23 protein-coding genes and 1 pseudogene are annotated in these 23,063 nt (G+C 67.1%); 15 read left to right on the top strand and 9 right to left on the bottom strand.

Going from position 1 to position 23,063, the window contains the following annotated elements:
* Positions 1–18: 18 nt before the first annotated feature.
* A complete protein-coding gene (yjgA, locus tag ABE571_RS05880; RefSeq protein ID WP_313208921.1) occupies positions 19–633 on the bottom strand; it encodes a ribosome biogenesis factor YjgA in 615 nt (204 codons plus the stop codon).
* Positions 634–701: 68 nt separating this feature from the next.
* Here yjgA and pmbA point away from each other — a divergent pair, with 68 nt between their 5' ends.
* Positions 702–2,069 (top strand): metalloprotease PmbA, encoded by a 1,368-nt coding sequence (pmbA, locus tag ABE571_RS05875; protein WP_313208922.1) that lies wholly within the window; start codon positions 702–704, stop codon positions 2,067–2,069.
* A 78-nt stretch (positions 2,070–2,147) separates the two neighbouring features.
* Positions 2,148–2,525, top strand: coding sequence for a DUF4870 domain-containing protein (locus ABE571_RS05870; protein ID WP_313208923.1), 378 nt, complete (start codon positions 2,148–2,150; stop codon positions 2,523–2,525).
* Between the two features lie 103 nt (positions 2,526–2,628).
* Here the strand turns inward: ABE571_RS05870 and ABE571_RS05865 are convergent, their stop codons facing one another.
* The 5 genes from ABE571_RS05865 to ABE571_RS05845 all read right to left on the bottom strand — a co-directional run bounded on the left by ABE571_RS05865 (position 2,629) and on the right by ABE571_RS05845 (position 7,425).
* Positions 2,629–3,507 carry a farnesyl diphosphate synthase gene (locus ABE571_RS05865; RefSeq protein ID WP_346493362.1) on the bottom strand — a complete coding sequence of 293 codons (879 nt, stop codon included), beginning with the start codon at positions 3,505–3,507 and terminating at the stop codon, positions 2,629–2,631.
* On the bottom strand, positions 3,497–3,757 hold the full coding sequence (locus ABE571_RS05860) for an exodeoxyribonuclease VII small subunit (protein WP_019182618.1): 261 nt from the start codon (positions 3,755–3,757) through the stop codon (positions 3,497–3,499). Before ABE571_RS05860 ends, ABE571_RS05865 begins: the two co-directional genes overlap by 11 nt.
* A gap of 36 nt (positions 3,758–3,793) precedes the next feature.
* A complete protein-coding gene (gene tilS, locus ABE571_RS05855; protein ID WP_313208925.1) occupies positions 3,794–5,083 on the bottom strand; it encodes a tRNA lysidine(34) synthetase TilS in 1,290 nt (429 codons plus the stop codon).
* Between the two features lie 66 nt (positions 5,084–5,149).
* Positions 5,150–5,713, bottom strand: coding sequence for a WG repeat-containing protein (locus ABE571_RS05850; protein ID WP_313219021.1), 564 nt, complete (start codon positions 5,711–5,713; stop codon positions 5,150–5,152).
* Entirely contained in the window at positions 5,713–7,425 is a 1,713-nt protein-coding gene (locus ABE571_RS05845) for an alkaline phosphatase (protein WP_313208927.1), read from the bottom strand. The genes ABE571_RS05850 and ABE571_RS05845 overlap by 1 nt, the downstream gene beginning before the upstream one ends.
* Positions 7,426–7,574: 149 nt before the next feature.
* Between ABE571_RS05845 and ABE571_RS05840 the strand changes: the two genes are divergently transcribed.
* From ABE571_RS05840 to ABE571_RS05810, 7 genes are all read left to right on the top strand, one after another.
* Positions 7,575–8,903, top strand: a complete 1,329-nt coding sequence (locus ABE571_RS05840; RefSeq protein ID WP_070470968.1) for a dicarboxylate/amino acid:cation symporter — start codon at positions 7,575–7,577, stop codon at positions 8,901–8,903.
* 432 nt (positions 8,904–9,335) lie between these two features.
* Positions 9,336–9,866 (top strand): hypothetical protein, encoded by a 531-nt coding sequence (locus tag ABE571_RS05835; RefSeq protein WP_313208928.1) that lies wholly within the window; start codon positions 9,336–9,338, stop codon positions 9,864–9,866.
* Positions 9,863–10,501 (top strand): hypothetical protein, encoded by a 639-nt coding sequence (locus ABE571_RS05830; protein WP_313219018.1) that lies wholly within the window; start codon positions 9,863–9,865, stop codon positions 10,499–10,501. Before ABE571_RS05835 ends, ABE571_RS05830 begins: the two co-directional genes overlap by 4 nt.
* 56 nt (positions 10,502–10,557) lie before the next feature.
* Positions 10,558–12,027: an adhesin gene (locus tag ABE571_RS05825; protein ID WP_313219016.1), complete on the top strand. Its 1,470-nt coding sequence runs from the start codon at positions 10,558–10,560 to the stop codon at positions 12,025–12,027.
* 156 nt (positions 12,028–12,183) lie between these two features.
* Positions 12,184–12,870 (top strand): C39 family peptidase, encoded by a 687-nt coding sequence (locus ABE571_RS05820; RefSeq protein WP_313209011.1) that lies wholly within the window; start codon positions 12,184–12,186, stop codon positions 12,868–12,870.
* Positions 12,871–12,879: 9 nt separating this feature from the next.
* On the top strand, positions 12,880–13,644 hold the full coding sequence (locus ABE571_RS05815; RefSeq protein WP_346481479.1) for a hypothetical protein: 765 nt from the start codon (positions 12,880–12,882) through the stop codon (positions 13,642–13,644).
* A 48-nt stretch (positions 13,645–13,692) separates the two neighbouring features.
* Positions 13,693–15,009 carry a hypothetical protein gene (locus tag ABE571_RS05810; RefSeq protein WP_121038531.1) on the top strand — a complete coding sequence of 439 codons (1,317 nt, stop codon included), beginning with the start codon at positions 13,693–13,695 and terminating at the stop codon, positions 15,007–15,009.
* 35 nt (positions 15,010–15,044) lie between these two features.
* Here the strand turns inward: ABE571_RS05810 and ABE571_RS05805 are convergent, their stop codons facing one another.
* From ABE571_RS05805 to ABE571_RS05795, 3 genes are all read right to left on the bottom strand, one after another.
* A complete protein-coding gene (locus ABE571_RS05805; protein WP_313219014.1) occupies positions 15,045–16,382 on the bottom strand; it encodes a sigma-54 dependent transcriptional regulator in 1,338 nt (445 codons plus the stop codon).
* A gap of 245 nt (positions 16,383–16,627) precedes the next feature.
* A complete protein-coding gene (locus ABE571_RS05800; RefSeq protein WP_313209012.1) occupies positions 16,628–17,389 on the bottom strand; it encodes a C40 family peptidase in 762 nt (253 codons plus the stop codon).
* Positions 17,390–17,535: 146 nt separating this feature from the next.
* Positions 17,536–18,075, bottom strand: a complete 540-nt coding sequence (locus tag ABE571_RS05795) for a C40 family peptidase (RefSeq protein ID WP_346493361.1) — start codon at positions 18,073–18,075, stop codon at positions 17,536–17,538.
* A 111-nt stretch (positions 18,076–18,186) separates the two neighbouring features.
* On the opposite strand from ABE571_RS05795, the gene ABE571_RS05790 reads away from it, so the two are divergent.
* The 6 genes and pseudogenes from ABE571_RS05790 to ABE571_RS05765 all read left to right on the top strand — a co-directional run bounded on the left by ABE571_RS05790 (position 18,187) and on the right by ABE571_RS05765 (position 23,049).
* On the top strand, positions 18,187–18,666 hold the full coding sequence (locus ABE571_RS05790) for a peptidylprolyl isomerase (protein ID WP_088433264.1): 480 nt from the start codon (positions 18,187–18,189) through the stop codon (positions 18,664–18,666).
* Between the two features lie 83 nt (positions 18,667–18,749).
* Positions 18,750–19,997, top strand: coding sequence for a DUF418 domain-containing protein (locus ABE571_RS05785; protein WP_313219012.1), 1,248 nt, complete (start codon positions 18,750–18,752; stop codon positions 19,995–19,997).
* A 15-nt stretch (positions 19,998–20,012) separates the two neighbouring features.
* A pseudogene (locus ABE571_RS05780) lies at positions 20,013–20,156 on the top strand (amino acid dehydrogenase); the annotation flags it as partial.
* Positions 20,153–21,508: a glutathione-disulfide reductase gene (gene gorA, locus ABE571_RS05775; protein WP_313219011.1), complete on the top strand. Its 1,356-nt coding sequence runs from the start codon at positions 20,153–20,155 to the stop codon at positions 21,506–21,508. The pseudogene ABE571_RS05780 and the gene gorA, both read left to right, overlap by 4 nt.
* A 261-nt stretch (positions 21,509–21,769) precedes the next feature.
* The gene (locus ABE571_RS05770) at positions 21,770–22,690 is read left to right on the top strand and encodes a DMT family transporter (protein WP_313219009.1); all 921 of its coding nucleotides are present in this window, start codon (positions 21,770–21,772) and stop codon (positions 22,688–22,690) included.
* Positions 22,687–23,049 (top strand): MGMT family protein, encoded by a 363-nt coding sequence (locus ABE571_RS05765; protein WP_313208937.1) that lies wholly within the window; start codon positions 22,687–22,689, stop codon positions 23,047–23,049. The genes ABE571_RS05770 and ABE571_RS05765 overlap by 4 nt, the downstream gene beginning before the upstream one ends.
* Positions 23,050–23,063 lie beyond the last annotated feature (14 nt).

Here is a 23,063-nt window from a genome sequence, read left to right as displayed (position 1 = left end):
CCGCGCGAGCGCCGGGACTCAGTCCTCGGCGTTCTCGTCGCTGTCGGTGTCCGTGTCGACCGCGTCGTCCAGCGCGTCTTCGGAGGCGGCATTCACGCCTTCCAGACCGAGCGCGGCCGGCAGCAGCAGCGTACGCAGGACCTGGAAGATCTCGCGGTAGGCGCGCGGCGGCTTGTTCTTGGCCTTTTCGGCCTGGGCGTTGCGGACCAGCGTGCGCAGCTCCTGGCGGTCGGCATGCGGGTATTCGTCCAGCAGCGCGCCCAGCGCCTTGTCGCCGTCCTTGAGCAGGCGTTCGCGCCAGTCTTCCACGCGGTGCATGGTCGCCACTTCACGGCGCGAGGTCTCGCTGTTGGCATCCAGCGCATCGCGGATCGCATCCAGCACGGCGTCGTCTTCGCGACGCATGTGCTTGGCCAGGAACGCCAGCTGGCGCTTGTGGGCGATATGCGCGGTGATGCGCTTGGCCTCGGCGATGTGCGGCAGCAGATCCTCGGGCACCGGCAGGCGCGCCAGCTGGGCCGGGGTCAGCGAGACCAGCTTCTCGCCCAGGGCCAGCACGTCCAGCGCCGCCCGGCGGTTCTGGCTGCGGCTGATATCAAGGAATTCACCGGTTTCTTCGTCGCGTCCGCGCATCGTCTTATTTCCACATCCGTAAACTGTGCCGGCGTCGCGCCGGGCACTCACCTGTACAGGATAAAGCATTGAACGTGATCTCCCCTGAAGTCTCCCCGGCCGACGACAGCCTGCAGCGCCTGGAGCAGCTGGCCGACATCTCCCAGCGCCTGCTGGAGCGGGCCAAGGCCCTGGGCGCCAGCCAGGCCGAGGTCAGCTGCAGCGATGAGCGCGGCCTGGATGTGAACGTGCGCCTGGGCGAGGTCGAAACGGTCGAGTCCACCCGCGACCGCGGCATCGCCGTGACCGTCTACTTCGGCCAGCGCAAGGGCAGCGCCAGCACCGCCGACCTGCGCGAGAGCAGCCTGGAGTCGACCGTGGCCCAGGCCTGCGCGATCGCCCGGCACACCGAGGATGATGAGGCGGCCGGCCTGGCCGAGGCGGCCCTGATGGCCCGTGAATTCCCGGATCTGGACGGCTGGCACCCTTGGGAACTCAGCGCCGATGCGGCGCTGGATCTGGCCCTGGCCTGCGAAGCGGCCGGCCGTGAGGCCGACACCCGCATCAGCAATTCCGACGGTGCCTCGGCGGCGACCGCGCAGAGCCTGTCGGTGTATGCCAACTCGCACGGCTTCATCGGCCGCGAGCGCAGCAGCCACCACTCGATCGGCTGCGCGCTGATCGCCGGGCAGGGCGATGGCATGCAGCGCGACGGTTGGTACAGCAGCGCACTGGCCCGCGAAGATCTGGACGATGCCGCCTCGATCGGCCGCCGCGCCGCCGAGCGTACCGTGGCCCGCCTGGACCCGCGCTCGATGACCACGGCGCAGATGCCGGTGCTGTATTCGCCGGAGGTGGCCCGCTCGCTGATCGGCCATCTGCTCGGTGCCGTGTCCGGCGGCGCGTTGTACCGCCGCGCCAGCTTCCTGCTCGACAGCGTCGGCACGCGCCTGTTCCCGGACTGGTTCGGCATCGAAGAGCTGCCGCTGCTGCGCCGTGGGCTGCGCTCGGCAGCCTTCGATGGCGATGGCGTGGCCACCCGCAATTCTGCGCTGATCCGCGATGGCGTGCTGGAGCGCTACATCCTGGGCAGCTACTCGGCACGCAAGCTCGGCCTGCCGACCACCGCCAACGCCGGTGGCGTGCACAACCTCAAGGTCACCGCCAACGCGGGTGATCTGGTCTCCATTGCCCGGCAGATGGGCAATGGACTGCTGGTCACCGAACTGATGGGGCAGGGCGTCAACAGCGTCACCGGTGATTACTCGCGTGGTGCCGGCGGTTTCCGCGTGGAGAACGGCGAGATCAGCTACCCGGTGGACGGCATCACCATTGCCGGCAACCTCAAGGACATGTTCGCCAGCATCGAAGCGGTGGGCACCGACATCGACACGCGCTCGCACGTGCACACCGGTTCGATCCTTGTAGGACGAATGACCGTTGCCGGTAACGATTGACGTATTCTATGGAGGCTGCCCTGGCAGGCGGGGAGCCTGCCGCGTGCAATACCCATTACCTCGAACAAGGAGTTTCACGTGAGCGATTTCGATAACGTCACCACCCCGCCGCCGCCGGTGAGCGCACCGGCCCCGGCCGAACAGCGCACCATGGCCCTGGTGGCCCACCTGCTGGGTATCTTCACCTGGTTCCTCGGCCCGCTGATCATCTGGCTGATCAACAAAGACGACAGCAGCAAGCGCTTCGTCACCGATCAGGCCAAGGAAGCGCTGAACTTCCAGATCACGATCACCATCGCGATGCTGATCTGCATCGTGCTGACCATCGTCATCATCGGTGGCCTGCTGGCACCGATCGTCGGCCTGCTCAACGTGATCTTCTGCATCATCGCAGCGGTCAAGGCCAACAACGGCGAAGCCTACCGCTACCCGTTCGCACTGCGCCTGATCAAGTAATCGATCCGCAGCGCTGGAACGAAAAAACGCCCGGGATTCCCGGGCGTTTTTTTGTGTGCTGGCGCTGTAGAGCCACGCCATGCGTGGCTGACTGCACTATCGCTCAGTGATCCCGCTCAACCGCCAGCCTGGCCAGCGCACGCAGTGCATCGGCCGCCTCGCCATAGCCGGCCAGCCCGTCGAACATCTGCTCGCTCAGCGTGCGCAGATGCGCCTTGGCACCGTCCATGCCCAGCAGCGCCGGGAAGGTCGATTTGGCCTGTGCTTCGTCCTTGCCGGCGGTCTTGCCGAGCTGTTCGGAACTGGCTTCGACATCGAGGATGTCATCGCGCACCTGGAAGGCCAGGCCCAGCGCCGAGGCCACCGTATCCAGCGTCGCCAGATCCGCGGCAGGTGCCTGGCCACACAGCGCGCCCATGCGAACCGCGGCGCGGATCAGCGCGCCGGTCTTGAGCGCATGCATGCGTTCCAGCGCCTGCAACGGCTGCTGATGGCCAGTGGCGTCGATATCCAAGGCCTGGCCACCGCACATGCCGGCCGCGCCGGAGGCGTGCGCCAGGGTCTGCAGGCAATCCACGCGCAGCTGCGCTGGCAACGCCGCGTCGGCGATCAGGCTGAACGCGCGCGTCTGCAGGGCATCGCCGGCGAGGATCGCGGTGGCTTCATCGAAGGCGATATGCGTGGTCGGGCGGCCGCGCCGCAAGGCGTCATCGTCCATCGCCGGCAGATCATCGTGCACCAGCGAATACGCATGGATCAGCTCCACCGCCATTGCCGGTGCATCCAGTACGTTTTCGTCGGCGCCGAAGATCCGGCCGCCGGCATACACCAGCAACGGCCGCATGCGCTTGCCACCCCCGAGCACCGCATAACGCATCGCCTGATGCAGCCCGCGCGGGGCATCGCACGGGGAAGGCAGGCTGGCATCGAGTTCGCTTTCGATACGGTCGCGCCAACGCGCGAACGTGGCCTCAACCGTCATGGCTGGGCGGGTCGAACGGTACGGCGGTGTCGGGCTGGGCCGGATCGCTGAGCAGGCGCACGCGCAGTTCGGCCTGTTCCAGCGCCTGCTGGCACTGGCGGTACAGGCCGACGCCACGTTCGTAGGCGCTGAGCGATTGTTCCAGGCTCATTTCGCCGGTTTCCATCTTCTCCACCAGCTGCTCAAGCTCTTCCAGCGACTGCTCGAAGTGGGCGACCGGGGAGGTTTCATTGGGGGACTTCTTTGCCATGCGCCAAGTGTGGGCTGCTGGCCCGGCGGGGTCAATTCACGCCGCGCCCGGGGTCCACTGCAACTGCGCATGATGGGCCTGCAACCACGGTTGCAATGCTGCCCCGATGACCCGGTCGCCTGCGGCCAGCAGGGTGTCTTCGTCGAACAGGAGCGGCAGCTGACGGCGCTGCCACGGCGGCAGGCCCTGCTGTTGCAGCAGGTCCTTGAGCGCATGGGAATGTGTGCGCCCGGGCAGCTGGATGCGTTCGCCGCCGCGGCGCGCGCGGATCTGCACGGGGCTATCGAAACCGGCGTCCGTGCCGAGCAGGCGCAGCTCGCCCCCATCGGGCAATGCCAGCGGCGCGCGGCCATCCCAATGCACGCTCCAGTCGGCTGGCAGGGCCAGGCTGGCAGAGAGCAGGTGCAGCTGCCCGCGCCAACGGCGGATACGCGCACCCTGCCAGGCGAACTGGGCATCGGCATGGTGCGCAGCCGGCAACAGTTCGCGCTCGACCGCCTCGACCCCGGCGGCTGGCAGCGGTGGCAGGCCACTGCCGCGCACCCAATGGCGCAGCAGGCGCGCACGTCGTTCCACCGGCTGGCGCATCAGCCGCGCGCAGTCGATCACGCCGGGGCCGACGCTGCAGCGTTCCAGCGCGTCGCGGTCGGCACTGTCGAGCAGATGTTGGGACTGCGCGCACAACGCCGCGCTGCGCGCGAAGGCGGCATCGGCCTGCGCCCAGCGCTGGCGAAGCTGCGGCAGTACCTGCAGGCGCAGGAAATTGCGGTCGGCATCGTCACTGGCGTTGCTGGGGTCTTCGATCCACTCCAGGCCTTCGGCCTGGGCATGCGCACGCAGGGTGCTGCGCGGAACCTCCAGCAACGGCCGCCATACGGTGCCGGCACCAAATGCGCTGGTGACCTGCATGGACGCCAATCCATCCACCCCGGAGCCACGCAGCGCCCGCAGCAGGAAGGTCTCGGCCTGGTCGTCGCGATGGTGGGCCAGCGCCAACTGTTCGCCCGGAAGCAGCTGCGAGGCGAACGCCTCACGGCGTGCATGCCGCGCGGCAGCTTCCGGCCCCTGTCCCTGGTTGCGTTGCACCTGGACACGGAGCACCCGCAGCGGAATGTTCCAGCGCGCACACACCTGCGTGCAGTGCACGGTCCAGGCATCGGCCTGCTCCTGCAGGCCATGATGGACATGGATGGCGCGCAGCCCCGCGGTGCGCTGGGCCGCCGAGGTGGCCAGCCAGTGCAGCAGGACGGTCGAATCGAGCCCGCCGCTGAAGCCCACCAGCACGGGGCGGACGACAGAGGGCGGTGGCGGCAGCAGGGACGTCATGGGCAGTGCGATCTCAGGCAGACCGGCAGTATCGGTGCTGCGTGGCAACGATGCCACGCGCGGGGATCACGGCGCGTCGGCATCCATCGCCGGACGCCCCTGCCGATCGATGCGGTACCAGGTGCCACCGACCATCGCAATGTGGCCATGATCGTCCGGCGTGCCTGGTCGGCAGCCTTGGCAGACCCGGGCCACCCCGTCATCGAACGCCCAGCCGAAATCGAAGGTCGCCGGGAACACCTGGCGCAGCTGGGTATCGAAGTAGCCGATGCGCGCGCCCACGCGGCCGCGCACCAGCCCTTCCACCACGTAGTCCGGGCCGTTGTCGAAGGTGATCACCGGCAGTTGCCGACCGTCGGCACGGACATAGTGGAAGCCACCGCCGGCATAAACGGCAGCCAACCCGTCCTGGTCGTAGGGCAACGCCGCCAGCGCCGTGGCATCCAGCGCCAGACGCCCATCGCGCCACTGGCAACCGGCCAGCGGTTGCAGGCCATCTTCCTCGGTAAGCACGGTGCACGCGCTGCCGGTGCCCCCCCACGCCATGGCGGAGGCCAGCAGGCCGGCTGCCAGCAGCAGGAGCCGCACGTAGCGGCCCCTCTTCGTCGTGTTGCAGGTCGGCAGACGCATTACTTGCTGTCGCCGGCCTGGCGCTCGAACGCGGTCGGCTTGGGCAGCTCGACCGGCACGCCCTTGGCGTCGCAGGTGCCGGCCTCGCACAGGCGCTGGCGCAGGCGCGGGGTGGCCTGCACGATCATGTGGTAGATCGCGTTCTGCTCCATCGTGCCGCGCACTGCCTTGCTGCCCGGGCCACGTGCCCAGATGCCGACGTCTTCGCCGCCATGCGATTCGCTCTTGGCGGGTACCAGCGCTTCCTGCATGTAATCAGGATGCTCGGTATCCACCGCGGTCAGGTCCGGCCGGCCGGTGCTCGGATCGAAGCTGCTCGGGTTGTGCGGGTACCGCTTCGGGCCGACCGGCTGCTGGTTGGTGGCACCGGTGTAGCCCGGGCCGTTGGCGTAGGTCAGGGTGGTGTAGGGCAGGCCCAGGCCATCGCGGGCCAGGTCCAGCTTGCCGGCACCGTCTTCGCCGCCCTTGTCCTTCACCTTGCCCAGGATCGGGTTGCCACGTGCCGGGTAACCGACGAAGTTCAGCGTGTGCGAATGGTCGGCGGTGACGATGATCAGCGTGTCCTGGTCGGAGGTCGCCTCGACGGCCGCGCGCACCGCATCGGACATCGCCACCGTATCGGTCAGTGCGCGGTAGGCGTTGCCGCTGTGGTTGGCGTGATCGATGCGCGCGCCTTCCACCATCAGCACGTAGCCTTCCTGGTGGCGCGACAGGTTGGCGATCGCCGCCTGGGTCAGCTCGGCCAGGCTCGGCTCACCGGCCGGGTCGTCCTTGCGCTCGGCCTCGTAACGCATGTGGTCCGGCTCGAACAGGCCGAGGATCGCCGGGGCGTTCGCGGCGGCCTGCAGCTGTCTGGCGTTCCACACATAGGCACCCTGCGGGTGCGCCTGCTGCCACTCGGTCACCAGGCTGCGCCCGTCCAGGCGCTGGCCGACCTTGTCGTCATACTCCGGATCGCGTTCTTCGACCGTGGTGAATTCACCGCGGCCGCCGCCGAGGGCGACCAGCGGGCCGCGCCCGAAGCGCGAGGTCGACAACAGCTGCTGGGCGATATCGCGGCAGCCGGCGGCCTTGGCCTCGTCCGGCACGTCGGTGTCGTTTTCCCAGTTGCGCTCCGGCGAGTGTGCATAGGTCGCCGCCGGGGTGGCATGGGTCAGGCGCGCGGTGGAGACCACCCCGGTCGCCATGCCGGCGCTGTCAGCCAGCTGCAGCCAGGTCAGCAGCCCCTTGTTCAGGCTGTCGGCGCAGTCGTTGCGGGTGCCCGCACTGACGCCGATCGCGCCCATGTGGGTCTTCACGCCGGTGGTGATCGCGGTCATGGTGCCGGCCGAATCCGGCGTCTGCGAATCGGTGTTGTAGGTCTTGCTGAACGCCGTGGCCGGGAAGCGCTCCCAGGACAACAGGTTCTCCTCGCCCGGATGCCCGTTGCGCTGCCCCTCGAAGATGCGCGCCGCGGCCACCGTGGTCAGGCTCATGCCGTCACCCAGGAACAGGATGACGTTCTTGGCCTTGCCGTCCATCGCACCTGTGCTGGCCGCGCGCGCCGCACCGCTGCGGTACCACCACTGCGGGGTCTCCCCGGCGGGGTGGGCAATGGCCGGCACATCGACCTGGACCGCGCCGGCAGAGGCGCTGGAGGAGGGAGCGGTAGTGGCGCAGGCGCCAAGCAGCAGGGTGGTGACGGCAGCCACCAGAGGCGTGAAACGGGACATGGATGAATGCATCTCACATGTGAAACGGGCGTTCATTATGCAGAACGCCGCAAGGCACGCCGATGACACGCTGATTTTCCGTGTACGCCTCGTGCCACGGCCCCGCTTGGGCTAAGGTGCCTAGCTGTCAAATCATCTCTGGAACGCACATGAAGCTGGTCTCTGCCTGGCTGCGGATCCCCTTCTGGCAACGGGTCCTCGGCGGCTTCGTGCTGGGCGCACTGGCCGGCTGGCTGCTCGGCCCGGCGGCCGAAACCTGGTTCGGCCCGCTCGGCGATCTCTACGTCACCCTGATCAAGATGATCGCGGTGCCGCTGGTGTTCTTCGCCGTGATCAACGCCATTTCCTCGCTGCACGGGCAGAAGTCCGTGGCAGCCCTGGGCGGGCGCACCTTCCTGTGGTTCATCATCACCGCTGCCCTGGCCGTGTGCGTGGGCCTGGGCGTTGGCACCCTCATGCAGCCGGGCAGCGGCGCGCTCAGCCTGAGCATGGACCACGGCTACACCCCGCGCGAAGTACCCAGCGTGATCAAGGTGCTGATGGATGTCGTGCCCTCCAACGTCTTCTACGCGTTGACCGGCATCGGCACCCGCATCAATGGCGCCGGTGAAACCGTGCTGGCCGCGGGCCGCGGCTCGATCCTCCCGGTGATCTTCTTCGCCGGCCTGCTCGGCTTTGCCATGGTCAAGCTCGGCGACAAGGTCAGCGAGGCACGCAAGCTGACCGGGCAGATGAGCGAGATCATGATCCAGGTGACCCGCTTCGTGCTGGAGATCACCCCGCTGGGCACCTTCGGCCTGATCGCCGGCCTGGTCGGCAGCTACGGCTTTGAGAAACTGCTGCCGCTCGGCAACTTCGTGCTCGCCCTGTACATCGCCTGCGCCCTGCACATCGTCGTGGTCTACGGCAGCCTGCTGCTCATGCACGGCCTGAACCCGCTCAAGTTCTTCCGCGGCGCCGCCCCCGGCATGCAGGTCGCCTTCGTCAGCTCTTCCAGCTTCGCCGCCATGCCCGCCGCGATGCGCTCGATCACCCACAACCTCGGCGTCAACAAGGACTACGCCTCCTTCGCCGTCCCCCTCGGCGCCAGCATCAAGATGGACGGCTGCGGGGCGATCTATCCGGCCCTGTGCGCCGTCTTCATCGCCCAGTACACCGGCGTGCCGCTCACCCCCGAGCAGTACATCGTGGTCCTGATCGCCTCGGTCCTGGGCAGCTTCGGCACCGCCGGCGTCCCCGGCACCGCCGTCGTGATGGCCACCGTCGTCCTCAGCGCCGCCAATCTCCCGCTGGAAACCATCGGCTACCTCTACGCCATCGACCGCATCCTCGACATGATGCGCACCATGACCAACGTCACCGGCCAGATGCTGGTCCCGGTCATCGTCGCCAAGGAAACCGGCCTGCTCGACCGCGAGATCTACGACAACCCATCCACCAACCTCGGCGTGGATGAAGGCGAAGAACGAACGTCCTGATGCAGGCACGGACGCAGCACCCAAAGACCGGCGAGAGCCGGTCTTTTTTTGCTTGTGTGCAACTGCTTTCGCATCGTCGCTTCTTCCTGCCAAACAGGCAGATGTCTGGCGGGCTGGCGAGGCTTGGCATCGCCGGCCCTCACGACAAAGCGACTGGCTGAGCCTTTACAAGCAAACCCGGGGCGAGCCTGAATCCGCACCGTAACCCCCTGTATCACCCGGTGTAACACCCGTGATACACCCGCACCCCGCTTGACTCTCAGCGCAACGCCGTCCATCGCCAAACCTATTCATACGCACAAACGCTAACGCCGCTGTAACAGCAATGTTGCGTGCGATTAACCCGCGCCGCAGGAAAACCCCGGAAACACGGCCATTGGGAACTTGGCACGAATGCTGCTCCAACCCTCCGCATGTAATCGGGAGGTCGCCATGGACAGCGTTGCCGCACACCGCACACGACACACCACACTCTGGCTGCTCGCCGCCGCACTCATCCTGCCGGCCGCCGCCAACGCCTCCGGCGCACGCCAGGGCGTCAAAGCACAACCCGGCGAAATCGTCCTCCTGCGTGACGTCTCCGCACGGCCTGCGTACCGTCCTGCGCCCCCCGGCATGGCGCTTATCGCAGACCCCTCACCGCGCCGCGAAATCGGCCATGCCCTCGGCACCTCCACCGGCATGGATGAACTCAGCGATGACGATTACGCCTCGCTGGGCTCCAACACCGGCGCCGGCATTCCCCGCAACGCCACCACCATCGAACGCGTCACCGGCCATACGGTCAACGGCACGCTCGGCAAAGTGACCGACAGCGGCATGCTCTCCAGCGGCCAGTTCAGCAACACCATCGGCGGCCCCATGGGCGCCGTCGGCAACGCCACCCGCGGCATTGGCGACCAGGTGCGTGGCGCACTCGCCCAGTTCCCGCTCGGCCAGCCCGCAGGCGGGCCCGGCAAATGAACACCGTCCTGCGCATGGCACTGTTGACCAGCCTGGTGCTGGCTCCTTGGGCTGCACACGCCCAGCAGGGCAACGACTACGCCGCGATGCTCTCCTATCTCAACCAGAGCCGCATCGACGGCCGCACCCTGGCCGGCGCCGATGGCGCCATCACCGTCAACATGGCTGCCGGTGACCTGAACCAGCAGGCCAACCTGATGGGCATCGCCAACGGCCGCAACGCCCATATCCAGGTGGATGCACGCCAGCAGCAGTCCAACAACGTCAGCCTCGGCGACACCGCCATGGACGCCAGCGCCACGCTCGGTGGCCAGGCACTGAACGGCGCCAGTGGCGTCGCATCAATCAACCAGGCCAGCGGCAATGGCAACGCGACGCTCAACGTCGTCACCGCCACGCTGGCGCAACAGGGCATACGCGAAACGAACGACGAGGCTTTGGCCGCGTCGGGCGCACTCGCGTCAGCAGGGGGGCAGGGGGCCGTCAACAGCGGTCGGTCGGCCGGAACTCGCAGGGTGGCGGTCGAAGCCTCCGCGCTGCAGGGATTCGACGGCGTCCTGCAACTCAATCAAATCGCGGGATCCGGCAACGCCACCGCAAACCAACTGAGCATTTCGGTGCAGTCCACCCCGTGAGTAGTCACATCCACCCGATTGTCTGTGATGAGAGAGAGGGCACCATGAACACCAACATGAAACGGACCGTACTGGCCATCGCCGTCGCCGCTGCATCCGCCTCCGCCGGCGCCAATGGCTGGGGCAATGACCGCGACAACCAGAACCAGAGCGCCAACATCAACCACCTGCACAACGTGGCTGAAACGCGCACCAATACCAATACCGATACCAACACCGAAACCAATACCACCACCAACACCGATACCGATTCGCGCACCTGGAACCGGACCTGGAACAACACCCGCAACAACAACAGCACCACCAACACCACCATCAACGACAACGTGACGAGCAACACCAACGTCACCAGCAACCGCGACGTGACCAGCAACCGCAACGTCACCGAGAACGTCAACAAGACCAGCAACATCCAGGCCGACGAACGCCAGGAAAAGAACAATCACGGCGTTGACGTGAACATCGAAAAGGACCTGCGCCTGAGCTCGGACATCAGCTTCTCGGGTGATCCGGAAATCACCGGTTCGATCGACATCGATTCGGCCGCCATCGCCGTCATCGACAACCGCCAGTCGGTCACCAACAATCTGGCCGGCAACACCCTGGTGACCAACAGCGCCTCGATCGCCGACGACGTCGGTGCCGATGCCTCGGGCAACCTGGGCTTCAACGTCGCCGCCGGTGACAACAACGCCCAGGACAATGCGGCGTCGCTGTCCGCGGCCGATGCGTCCTTCAGCTTCGGCATGGCCGATGCGGAAGTCTTCGTCAACCAGTTCGGCGGTGGCAACACCACCCTCAACTCCGGCGTGACCAACGCCGCGGGCCTGGGTGGCAATGCCTTCAGCGGCGCGTCCGGCAACATCGGTGCCAACGTCGCCTCGGGCAACAACAACGAGCAGAAGAACGCGCTCGCCGCCTCGGTCGCCACCAGCGCCTATGCGACCTCGAGCATCAGCTCCAACCAGGTGTCCTCCGGCAACACCGTCAGCAACGCCGGCTACCTGCAGTCGATGACCGACACCGTGGACGTGAACCTGAGTGGTCGCGTTGCCGGTGCCACATTGGCCGTGGGTGCGGGCCGTTACAGCGGCACGGGTAGTGCCTACCAGAAAGACAACTACTACCTGGATACCTGGAGCGGCGCGCTGGATCACCCGAGCGGCAGCGAAACCGGTCATATCGACATGGATAGCGATATCCAGAATGCCACCGCCAACCCGAATCGTCCGGGCGTGGGCGGCATCGCGTTCGATACCGATGAGCGCGGCACCAGCCAGTTCGTTGAACTGGGCGTGGCCGATCTCTACGCGAGCCTGAGCGGCACCGTCTCCACCACCCGTTGGGTGAACGTGGATGCGACCAACACCGCGGCGCTGTCCGGCAGTGCGTTCTCCGGCGCCTCCGGCAACATCGGGGTGAACGTGGCCTCCGGTACCGGCAACCTGCAGGCCAACAGTCTGGCCCTGGCGGTTGCGCAGCCCTCCACCGGCGGCGGTGGCGGTGGCGGCGGTCCGGAACAGTAAGGTTGTCCGTTTTCGCAAGCAGTACGCGTTGAGCGCAACAAACCCGGTCATCCGCCAATGACCGGGCTCCCCGGGAGCCCCTGTCCCTTCTCCCCCTTGGGGCAGGGGCTCCTTCCTGAGCCGGAGTACTACATGTCCAGTCGTATGCGCACGTGGATGCTGGTGTGGGCCTTGTCGGTGCTGATGATGCCGATGGGCATCGTGCGTGCCGGCGACGTCGGCTTCAGTGGTGTGCTGCCCAACGGGGCGGTCCTCACCCAGCGCGTGGAAAGCATGCAGGAACGGCGCTTCCGCAATGTCGTACGGCAACACACCGATTACAGCTGTGGCGCAGCTGCCCTGGCCACGATCCTGCGCTACGCCTACCACCTGGAGGCCGATGAGAGCACGGTGATCGAAGGGATGATGGGGGTCTCGGATCCACAACTGGTCCACCAGCGGGGTTTCTCGCTGCTGGACATCAAGCGTTACGTCGAATCGATGGGCATGCGTGGGCGCGGCTACCGCGTCAATGAAGAGCGCCTGCGCTCACTGCGCGTGCCCGGGCTGGTGCTGATGGATGTGCGGGGCTTCCGCCACTTCGTGGTCCTCAAACAGGTCCGTGGCGATCTGGTGGATGTGGCCGACCCGATTCTGGGCAACCGCAGCATTCCCGTCAGCGAATTTCTCCAGGCGTGGCCGTCGCGCGCCGTGTTTGTCGTGATCGGCAGTGACTTCGATCGCAACACGGCGTTGCTGCAGCCCGGTGAACGGCCGAGTGCCCGTTCGCTGTACGCCAGGCAGGGGCCGATCACCGATGCGGAACTGGTCGATTTCGGATTCACCCATGCCGATCTGTTTTAAGGAGGCACCATGAACATCGCAACCTGGACGCCCGGCATCGTGTTGCTCGCCCTGCTGGGCATTGCGCCGGCGCATGCCGACGAGAGCCGGCCCGGCAAGGGATTGAGCGAAATCCCCGATCCGGAATTGAACCTCATGCGGGGCCGCTACACCGTCGGTGGCAACACCGTGGCGTGGTTCGGCGTCACCATGGTCTCGCAATGGCAGACCGCCGGCGGGCAGTCGGCACAGAGTGCGCTGAAGCTGGGCATGGACTTCAGCCACGGCGGCAGCACACCGAAGATCAGCTTCGCACCGAGCGTGAGTGTGACCGCTGCCGATGCGCCGCTGCCGGTGACACCGGGGCGCAGTGTGGACTCCAGTGGCCTGCAGAACGTGGCTGGCCTGAGTCAGAGCATCCAGGTGGCCGGCGACGGCAACCTGGCCAGCAACGCCACCCAGCTGAGCGTGCGCGATGGCGTGGCACCCACGCCCACCGGCGAAGGGGTGAACCTGGCCAGCGTGCAGCAGGGCGGTGTCAGTGCGCTGGCCCAGCTGGATGGCAACACGGCCAAGGTGCAGTTGCAGATCGAGGGTGTCGGTGCGGTCCAGCAATGGATCCGCAATGGCAGCGTCGGCCAGAGCATCGCGCTGGGCAGTGATGGACAGTCGGTCACCAACCGGCTGCAGATCGACCTCGTGAGGCAATCGCTGGCCAACAACGTTCCGCTCAACCAGAACGTGGCGCAGGCGATGACGCTGGTACGCGGCGTAGGCATGGGGCCGGGCCAGTGATCCATCGGCCCGGCAGGGGGAGCGACAACACAACAGTGGGCCAAGGCAATGCACACGATGATCCGCGCAACACCGCTGGCGCTGGCGGCGCTGGCACTCATGGCGGCTGCGTCCGCCCAGGCACAGGCACAACAGCCGGCGCCCGATGACGCAGCCGACGTCAAGGCCTTGATGGCGCAGCTGGAAAGCCTGAAAGCCAATTACGCGCAGGAAGTACGGCGCCTGCGCGAGCTGGACATGCAGGTGCAGGCCATGCAGGCGCGGCTGACCGGCAAGACCGCGCCCGTCGCCGGTGCCGCACCTCCACCTCAACAGGCCTTGCCGGCTGGCACGCCCGCAGCGCCGGCCAGCGCCGACGGTTACGCCAGCTCGGCGGCCGAAGCGCAGCAGGCCAAACAGGAATCGCGGCGCAGCGTGGATGACGTCAAACAACAGCAGGCTGCGCTGTTCAGTCGCCGCTTCACGATCGAAAACAGCCTGTCCTACGCGCGCTATGACCGCAAGCAGCTCAGCCTCAACGGCTTCCTGGCGCTGGACGCGATCTTCCTGGGCAACATCGCCATCGAGAACGTCGAGTCGGACACGCTGACCTACAACCTGGCCGCGCGCTGGGGTGTCAGTCCGCGCCTTACCTTGAACCTGGATGTGCCCTACCTGGCTCGCAAGACCGTGTTCCAGAAGGGCGGCGCCGGCGGATCTGCCGCGGCCATCGCGCAGGAAGAGACGACCGGCAACGGCATCGGCGATGTTGGCGTGAGCGCCAACTATCGGCTGTTCGCCGAGCGTGGGCGGCTGCCGGAAACCGTGTTGACCGTGGGCGCGACCGCGCCGACCGGGCGTGCGCCGTATGGGCTGGACTGGAAGGTGCTCGAGCGCGATGACGATGACTTCATCCGCTTCGCCGTGCCCGAGCAGCAGCCCACCGGCAACGGGGTGTGGCAGGCCAACGTCGGGCTTTCCGCAGTGAAGACCGCCGATCCGGCGATCCTGTTCGCCAACATCGGTTACATCCATTCCTTCCCGCGCAGCTTCGATGACATCGACGCCAACCCGGATACCACCAACCCGGGGGATGTGAAGCTGGGCGGCTCGTACTACTTCGGTGCCGGCGTGGCGTTCGCCTTCAACGAGCGCACCAGCCTGAGCATCTCCTTCAGCGACAAGCTGAGCGCGCGCGCGTCCACGCGCTACAAGAACGGCCAGTGGCTGAAGGTGATCGGCAGTGACGCCAACGCGGGCACGCTGAACCTGGGCATCACCTACGCCCTCAACCAGAAGACCACCTTGGTGAGCCTGCTGGGTATCGGCCTGACCCCGGATGCACCGGACTTCACTCTGGCGTTCAAGGTGCCGTACAGCTTGTAGGCGCGCTGCGGAGGCTGCGACGCCACCGCTGAAGGTCAGCGCAGTTCGGGAAGCGCCAGCTGGTGCTTGCGGCACAGCCGGTAAACGGTCACCCGCGAGACCTGCATGTGGCGGGCGCAGGCGGTGATGTTGAAGTCGTTCTGGCGCAGGGCATGCAGCAGGGTTTCGCGTTCGGCGACCTGCTTTGCGCCGTGCAGGCCGTGCGCGGTGATGGGCAGCAGCGGCTGGCTCAACTCCAGATCCGCGGCGGTGATCAGTTCGGCATCGCTGACGATCGCTGCACGCTGCACCCGGTTGAGCAGCTCGCGCACATTGCCCGGCCATGCAAAGCGCTCCAGCGCCTGGACGGCATCGGCCGTGAAGCCACGCGCCCGGGTGACGTGGCGATGCCGGAAGCTGGCGAGAAAATGGTGGGCCAGCATCGCGATATCCGTGCCGCGCTCGCGCAGCGGTGGCAGGGGCAGGCGCAGCACGTTGAGCCGATAGAACAGATCGCGCCGGAAGTGGCCCTGTTCGACCGCGGCTTCAAGATCGACGTGGGTGGCGGCCAACACACGCACATCCACCGCCAGCGGCCGGTTGCTGCCGACGCGTTCGACGGTGCCTTCCTGCAGTACACGCAGCAGATTGGTCTGCGCATCCAGCGGCAGGTCGCCGATCTCGTCCAGGAATACGGTGCCGCCACTGGCCGATTCGAACAGGCCCAGGCGCCGCGTTGCCGCACCGGTGAAGGCGCCCCGCTCGTGGCCGAACAGCTCGGACTGGACCAGCGCGGCCGGGATGGCGCCGCAGTTCACCGCCAGGAAGGGACGCGCGTGGCGCGCGGACAGTGCATGCAGCGCCTGCGCCGCGAGTTCCTTGCCGGTGCCGGTTTCGCCGGTGATCAGTACCGGCAGGTCTACCGGTGCGTACTTGCGGATGGCCGCGCGGGTGACCTGCAGGACCGCGCTGTCGCCGATCAGGGACTGCGGGCCATGGGGCGCGGGCAGGGGGTCGGCGCCCGCCAGCTGCTGCAGCCGCTGTACGACGCGCGGCAGATCGATCGGGGCGGTATAGGTATCCACACAGGCGGCAAGCAGCGCATCCAGCACCGGCGAGGCGCGCAGCGGAGCCGCCGGCAACAACGCCAGCAGGCTCATGTGGCGGTGGTCGACCAGCAGCTGCTGCAGGTGGGCCAGATTGGCCGGGACCACGGTACGCAGGTCCAGCAGGCCGACGACCTGGTCGCTGCCGCGCATGCCGATGCCGGCGCACTGCTCGGGGGCGACGCCGCGCACCTGCCAGCCGGCCGCAGCCAGCGTCGCGCGTTCAAGCGCGAGGGGTTGCCCAAACCAGATCACACACCGGGCAGGAAAATCGGGGACAGCCGCCATGCGTCACCTTGTCGACGAGGATCACGGGCGGTGTCTGCTGCCTGATCGGTTGCCCAGGACGTGCCGCCCCACGTCCGGGTCCGTCCCCCGCCGCGGCGCGCGTGCGCCGGGCGTGTCGCCCGCTGGAAAACAGGCGGTGACAGAGAAAGGAACGCGGGTTGGGCCGGTCAGCGGCCATCGCCGGGCCCAACAAAAAAGGCCGCTGCAGGGCAGCGGCCTTCGATCCATGCGTTCAGCAAGGCCCGTCAGAGGTCGACGCGGCGGGCCTGCATGAACTTGCCGCCCCAGTAGCCGCTGACCAGGCTGTCGACGCGGACGTCCTTGCCGGTGCTCGGGGCATGCAGGAAGCGACCTTCGCCGACATAGATGCCGACGTGGTCGACCCGGCCCTTGCGGCCGAAGAACACCAGGTCGCCAGCCGCCAGGGCGTTGCGGTCATTGATCAGTTCGGCAGCGCCGTCATGGGCCATCTCGCGCGACACGCGCGGCAGCTCCACGCCCAGCGCGGTACGGAACACATAGCCGACCAGGCCGCTGCAGTCGAAACCACTGTCCGGCGAGGTGCCACCCCAGCGGTACGGCGTGCCGAGCAGGGTCATCGCACGGCGCAGCAGGGACTGGACCTTGCCGTTTTCGGCGGCGTCGCCGGCCACGGTAATGGCGCCGGTGCTGGCGTCGTAGTTGGCGAGCAGGCGGCTCAGGTCACCGGCGAACATCGCCGAGCGATCCATGAGCGGGATGGTGTCGTTGGCCGCCAGGTGCGGAAGCAGGGCGGCGAGGGTGGCGCTGGCAGCGGCATCAGCCTTGCTGCGGGCCGGCGCATCAGCCTTGGGCTTGGCCGGCGCGGAAGAATCGGGGGTGACAGTGACGGGGGGTGCAGCAACCTCGGGAGCGGTCGTCGGTGCGGACTGCGCCCAGGCCGGAAGGCTGGCCAGGCAGAGTGCTGCAGCGAGGAAAGCGGGGCGGGCGCGTCGCCGGGTGGCGGCGGTCTGGCCTTTGCACGTCAGGTCGTCTGTCGTCACGCGGCGGTCACTGAATAAAAACGATGGGTGATGATGCCGTGTAAGCGCAGTGATTAGGTACAAATTCCGTTAATTTTTCGTTTACAACTATGTGATGTACGTCACAAATTTGTACCTTACCCCTGTTCAGCTTAGTTAAGGACGCGTTTCGCCCCGGTGTAGTGGTCCTTCCAATAGGAACCGCCGAGCGAGTCCAGACGGACCGTGCCGCCGGTGCTGGGGGCGTGCACGAAGCGGCCTTCACCGACATAGATGCCGACATGGAAGACGTTGCCCTTGTTGCCGAAAAACACCAGATCGCCCGGCGCCAGGCGCTTGGGATCGATCTTCGGCCCCTGCACGGCGGCCAGATCGCGCGAGGTGCGCGGCAGCCGCAGATCGAGCATCTCGCGATAGACGTAGGCGACCAGGCCGCTGCAGTCGAAGCCGGATTCCGGGGTGTTGCCGCCGTAACGGTACGGCGTGCCCACCAGTCCGATCGCGCGCATCAGCACCGCGTTGGCCGCCTGCGGGTCGTTCGGGGTCACGCTGGGCCAGACCTGGGTTGAGGCGGGCGGTGGGGCCGGGCGGGTGGTCTTGCCGCCGCCACAGGCGCTCAGCAGGGCGATGATCGCCAGCAGGGCCAGGCGGCCGGGCAGGCGGGTCAGGCGCGAAACTGGCGTCATGTGCATGTTGTCCGGATAATGCGCGACCTTAGAAGGCCGTCATGATGGCGGCGTATCCGGCAGGCCACAACCCGCCTCACCCGTCTGCCCTCGGCAGTCTCCAGACCAGAGTTGCGCATGAAGATCGAAAAAGACCGCGTCGTCCGTTTCCATTACACCGTCGCCGAGCAGGGCCAGGAGCCGATCGAGAGCTCCAAGGACCGTGATCCGCTGGCGATCCTGATCGGCCACGGCAACATCATCCCGGGCCTGGAAAACGCCATGATGGACAAGGAAGCCGGCGCCACTTTCGAAGTGGACGTCAAGGCGACCGATGCCTACGGCGAGCGCCGCGAAGGCCTGACCCAGCGCGTGCCCAAGAAGCACTTCGGCACCAGCAAGCTGGTCCCGGGCCAGCAGGTCGTGCTGCAGACCAACTTCGGCCCGCGCGCGGTCACCGTTGAGAAGGTCGGCATGAGCGTGGTCGATGTCGACCTGAACCACCCGATGGCCGGCAAGGACCTGCACTTCAACGTCGAGATCGTCGACGTGCGCGAAGCCAGCAAGGAAGAAATCGAGCACGGCCACGTGCACGGCGACGGCGGCCACCAGCACTGAGTGCTGCAACCCCTGGTTGATCCAACGGCCCGCTTCGGCGGGCCGTTTTCGTTTGTGCGGCAGGCCCTCGTGCGCACGGCATAATGGCGGCCCTGGTCAGCGGATTGCCTGTGAACGCAGCTTCTTCTCCTTTGCAGCCGGTGAGTGCCCACGAGCGCATCGCCGTCATCGACATCCTGCGCGGGTTCGCGCTGCTGGGCATCCTGCTGATGAACATGGAGGCGTTCAGCGGTCCGCTGGACCTGTCCTTCACCGGCATCGATCCGCATTGGCAGGGCGCGGACTACTGGGCCGATGCGGCCATCTACGTGCTGGTCCAGGGCAAGTTCTTCACCCTGTTCTCGCTGCTGTTCGGCGCGGGGTTCTCGGTCATGGCGCAGCGCGCCGAAGCGGCCGGGCGCGCATTCGCACCGTTCTATCTGCGCCGCAGCGTGGCGCTGCTGCTGATCGGCCTGTGCCACGCGTTGCTGGTGTGGTCCGGCGACATCCTGGTGATCTATGCGTTGATCTCGATGCTGTTGCTTGCCTGCCGCGAGGCGCCGCGCAGTTGGTTGCCCGCGATGGGCGCGACCAGCTATCTGGGCGCTGCCGCCCTGGTGCTGGTGCTGGGGGCGTTGATGAGCTGGATGGCCAGCATGGAGCACACGCAGGAACCGCTGCGCGAGGCCATCGCCCAGGCCCAACGCACGATCGAGCTGCAGCGCCAGGCGTACGCGCATGGCAGCTGGGGGCAGGCGGTGGGACAGCGGCTGCGTGATCTCGGCGCGATGTTGTCGGGCATCTTCGTGATCGGTCCGGAAGTGCTGGGCATGTTCCTGATCGGCAGCTGGTTCGCGCGCAGTGGCGCGCTGGCCGAGCCCGAGCGGTTCGCGCGGCTGTATGCACGGCTGCGCTGGGTCGCGTTGCCGGTCGGGCTGGTGCTGATGCTGGGCAGCGCGATCTGGCACCCCTATCAGGCGCCCGGCACGCTGGACCTGCGCGGCGGCGTGGCGTATGCGGTCAGCGCGCTGGCCGGGCTGCTGATGTGCCTGGGCTATCTGGCCTGGATCGTGCACTGGCGCGCACGCCTGCAGGTGCTGGCGCCAATGGGGCGGATGGCGCTGACCCATTACATCGGCCAGTCGCTGGTCTGTACCTGGGTGTTCTATGGCTATGGACTGGGCGCGTTCGAAACGATGCCGCGCCTGTGGCAGATTCCGTTCGCGCTGGCCCTGTTCGCGCTGCAGGTGGCGATCAGCCATGCGTGGCTGCGGTACTTCCGGTTCGGGCCGCTGGAGTGGATCTGGCGCGCGATGACCTATCTGCAGTGGCCGCCGCTGCGCCGGGCCTGACACGGCGGTGCCACGCACCCTCACGTCTGGATCGCAGCCGGTCGTGGCATGCTGGGCACGAGCATGAGCGTCGGCTCCGGCCAGTTGATGGCAGACCTGATCAACGGCCGCGCGCCGGCGATCGATCCTGCCCCTTACCGAGTTGAGCGATGCCAATGACGACGCAATACGACTATGACCTGATCGTGCTGGGCGGTGGTTCCGGCGGCCTCGCCGCGGCCTTCCGCGCGGCGCAGCACGGCCAGCGCGTGGCGATGCTGGAGCCGGGCGAACTGGGCGGCACCTGCGTCAATGTCGGCTGCGTGCCGAAGAAGGCGATGTGGCTGGCGGCCGATCTTTCCGGCCGTATCGGCCTGGCCGCCGCAATGGGCTTCGATGTGCCGGTGCGCCCCTCGCTGGACTGGAAAGAACTGGTGGTGCATCGGCAGGCCTACATCGCCAACATCCATTCCAGTTATCTCAAGCGACTCAATGAGAACAAGGTGGTGCGTGTACCGCGCCGTGGCCGGCTGGTGGATGCGCACACCGTGGAGTGCAGCGATGGCGTGCGCATCAGTGCCGCTCACATCCTGATCGCGACCGGTGCGTATCCGCAACGGCCGGAGATTCCCGGGGCCGAACTGGGCCTGGTCTCCGATGATTTCTTCAACCTGTGCGGCGCACCGGAGCGCGTGGCTATCGTCGGCGGTGGCTATATCGCGGTGGAGCTGGCCGGGCTGCTGCAGGCGCTCGGTAGCCGCGTGACGCTGCTGGTACGTGGCGAGCGGCTGCTGGAGCGCTTCGATGCAGAACTGACCGCACAGCTTGCCGAGAACCTGCGCCACCAAGGCGTACAGATCCATTTCGGCTACCGCCTGCGCGAGCTGCAGCGTGACGGCGATGCCGTGGTCGCGCTCGGCCATGATGGCCCGGCCGACGGTCATTTCGATGCGGTGTTCTTTGCCACCGGGCGACGCGGCAACAGTGCCGATCTGGGGTTGGAAGCGCTCGGCGTGGTGATCGGTGACAAGGGCGAGGTCGAGGTCGACGCGTGGCAGACCACCGCGGTACCCAGCGTGCACGCAGTGGGCGACATCGCCGGCAAGGTTGGCCTGACCCCGGTGGCGATCGCCGCGGCGCGCAAGTTGATGGACCGCCTGTTCGGTGGCCAGCCGCAGGCGAAGATGGACTATGAGAACGTGGCCAGCGTGGTGTTTTCACACCCGGCGCTTGGTGCGGTGGGCTTGAGCGAAGAAGAGGCCTGCGCGAAGTACGGCGACGTCCGCGTGTACCGCAGCAACTTCCGCCCGATGCTGCAGGCCTTGGCCGATGGCACCCAGCGCAGCCTGTTCAAGCTGGTCTGCGTGGGCGAGGAGGAGCGTGTGGTCGGTGTCCACCTGCTGGGCGAGTCTGCCGATGAAATCCTGCAGGGGTTTGCACTGGCAGTGAAGATGGGCGTGACCAAGGCCCAGTTCGACGACACCGTGGCGATCCATCCGACCTCGGCAGAAGAAGTGGTACTGATGCGCTGAAAGCGCATCAGCGGCGTGCACCTGCCGCAGCCTCGGCAGGGATCCGGTAGTGCCACGCCATGCGTGGCAACCGCGCACCGCGCGGCACACCCTTCCGCAGGCGAACGGCTCGGCGGCCTGCGCTGTCCTTTCCGCAGTTGAAACAGGATCGGAGCGCCGTTCCTGCAGCGTCTGCCGGCGCAGAACACCCGCCGCCACGCATGCGACAATGGCCGCCCCCCCACCTGCCCAGCCGCCCCCGCGCGGCTGTCCGTCGTCCTGATGACTTCACCCGCCTCCTCGCTGCCCACGTCCTCCAGCCGCATCGCCGCCGGAGGCATCGCACTGGCCGCGATTGGCGCGATCGCGGCCTCGGGCAAAGCGGTCATCGTCAAACTCGCGTATCGGCATGGTGTGGATGCCACCACGCTGTTGGCGCTGCGGATGCTGATGGCGTTCCCGCTGTTCGCGTTGCTGGCGGTATGGTCGGCGCGGCGCGCGCCGGCATTGTCATGGGGCGACCGGGGTCGCGTGGTGTGGCTGGGCTTCACCGGCTACTACCTGTCCAGCCTGCTGGACTTCCAGGGCCTGCAGTACATCAGTGTCACCCTGGAGCGGCTGATCCTGTATTTGAACCCCACGCTGGTGCTGCTGATCAGCCTGGTCCTGCTGAAGAAGCGCCCGGGTCGCTGGCAGGTGGCGGCACTGGTGCTCAGCTATCTCGGCGTGCTGCTGGCCTTTGGCCATGACCTGCAGCTGGAAGGCGGGCGCATCGTGCTGGGCAGTGCACTGGTGTTCGCCAGTGCGCTGAGCTATGCGCTGTATCTGTTCGGCAGTGGCCAGGTGGTGGCGCGGATCGGTGCGATCCGCCTGACCGCCTATGCCAGCTGCGTGGCCTGCGTGCTGTGCGTGCTGCACTTCGCTGTGCTGCACCCGATGTCCGCGCTGGGCCAGGCGCCCACGCCGGTGTACTGGCTGTCGCTGATCAATGCGACGGTCTGCACGGTGCTGCCGGTGATGGCGATCATGCTGGCGGTGAAGCGGATCGGCTCGTCGCTGGCCGCCCAGGTGGGTATGCTCGGTCCGGTCTCCACCATCGTGATGAGTCTATGGCTGCTCGACGAACCCATGGGGCCGTGGCAGATCCTCGGCACGGCCCTGGTCCTGCTCGGCGTGCTGCTGGTCAGCCGGGTCCGCGCGTGAACGCGGCCGCCGTGGGCGATGACCCGGCGGCGCAGGCGCGTGCACGGATTCTGGCGGTGATCCGCGCGATCCCGCGCGGGCAGGTGATGGGCTACGGCCAGGTCGCCGCCAAGGCGGGGCTGCCGGGCAGGGCGCGGCTGACCGCGCGCGTGCTTGGCATGAATGACGACCCGGACCTACCGTGGCACCGCGTGCTGCGTTCGGACGGGCGCATTGCAATGCCCGAAGGCTCGGCAGGGTGGAAGGAACAGAGCCAGCGGCTGCGCGCCGAAGGCGTGGTGATCGAACGGGGGCGGGTGAGGGACATGCCGGTAGCCGGCGCCAACGATCTGGATGCCGCCCTGTGGGGACCGGGCTGACGCTGCCTGTCGGT

The sequence above is a fragment of the Stenotrophomonas sp. TWI273 genome (genome assembly GCF_039674765.1).
In the GTDB taxonomy this organism is placed as follows: Bacteria; Pseudomonadota; Gammaproteobacteria; order Xanthomonadales; family Xanthomonadaceae; genus Stenotrophomonas.
This window is presented reverse-complemented; position numbering and strand designations above follow the sequence as displayed.

Bases quoted from the DNA above. Each gene is read 5' to 3' on its own strand.
- yjgA (WP_313208921.1), bottom strand. From the start codon at position 633: ATGCGCGGACGCGACGAAGAAACCGGTGAATTCCTTGATATCAGCCGC.
- ABE571_RS05865 (WP_346493362.1), bottom strand. From the start codon at position 3,507: ATGACGGTTGAGGCCACGTTCGCGCGTTGGCGCGACCGTATCGAAAGC.
- ABE571_RS05860 (WP_019182618.1), bottom strand. From the start codon at position 3,757: ATGGCAAAGAAGTCCCCCAATGAAACCTCCCCGGTCGCCCACTTCGAG.
- tilS (WP_313208925.1), bottom strand. From the start codon at position 5,083: ATGACGTCCCTGCTGCCGCCACCGCCCTCTGTCGTCCGCCCCGTGCTG.
- ABE571_RS05850 (WP_313219021.1), bottom strand. From the start codon at position 5,713: ATGCGTCTGCCGACCTGCAACACGACGAAGAGGGGCCGCTACGTGCGG.
- ABE571_RS05845 (WP_313208927.1), bottom strand. From the start codon at position 7,425: ATGTCCCGTTTCACGCCTCTGGTGGCTGCCGTCACCACCCTGCTGCTT.
- ABE571_RS05840 (WP_070470968.1), top strand. From the start codon at position 7,575: ATGAAGCTGGTCTCTGCCTGGCTGCGGATCCCCTTCTGGCAACGGGTC.
- ABE571_RS05835 (WP_313208928.1), top strand. From the start codon at position 9,336: ATGGACAGCGTTGCCGCACACCGCACACGACACACCACACTCTGGCTG.
- ABE571_RS05830 (WP_313219018.1), top strand. From the start codon at position 9,863: ATGAACACCGTCCTGCGCATGGCACTGTTGACCAGCCTGGTGCTGGCT.
- ABE571_RS05825 (WP_313219016.1), top strand. From the start codon at position 10,558: ATGAAACGGACCGTACTGGCCATCGCCGTCGCCGCTGCATCCGCCTCC.
- ABE571_RS05820 (WP_313209011.1), top strand. From the start codon at position 12,184: ATGCTGGTGTGGGCCTTGTCGGTGCTGATGATGCCGATGGGCATCGTG.
- ABE571_RS05815 (WP_346481479.1), top strand. From the start codon at position 12,880: ATGAACATCGCAACCTGGACGCCCGGCATCGTGTTGCTCGCCCTGCTG.
- ABE571_RS05810 (WP_121038531.1), top strand. From the start codon at position 13,693: ATGCACACGATGATCCGCGCAACACCGCTGGCGCTGGCGGCGCTGGCA.
- ABE571_RS05805 (WP_313219014.1), bottom strand. From the start codon at position 16,382: ATGGCGGCTGTCCCCGATTTTCCTGCCCGGTGTGTGATCTGGTTTGGG.
- ABE571_RS05795 (WP_346493361.1), bottom strand. From the start codon at position 18,075: ATGCACATGACGCCAGTTTCGCGCCTGACCCGCCTGCCCGGCCGCCTG.
- ABE571_RS05790 (WP_088433264.1), top strand. From the start codon at position 18,187: ATGAAGATCGAAAAAGACCGCGTCGTCCGTTTCCATTACACCGTCGCC.
- ABE571_RS05785 (WP_313219012.1), top strand. From the start codon at position 18,750: ATGGCGGCCCTGGTCAGCGGATTGCCTGTGAACGCAGCTTCTTCTCCT.
- gorA (WP_313219011.1), top strand. From the start codon at position 20,153: ATGACGACGCAATACGACTATGACCTGATCGTGCTGGGCGGTGGTTCC.
- ABE571_RS05770 (WP_313219009.1), top strand. From the start codon at position 21,770: ATGACTTCACCCGCCTCCTCGCTGCCCACGTCCTCCAGCCGCATCGCC.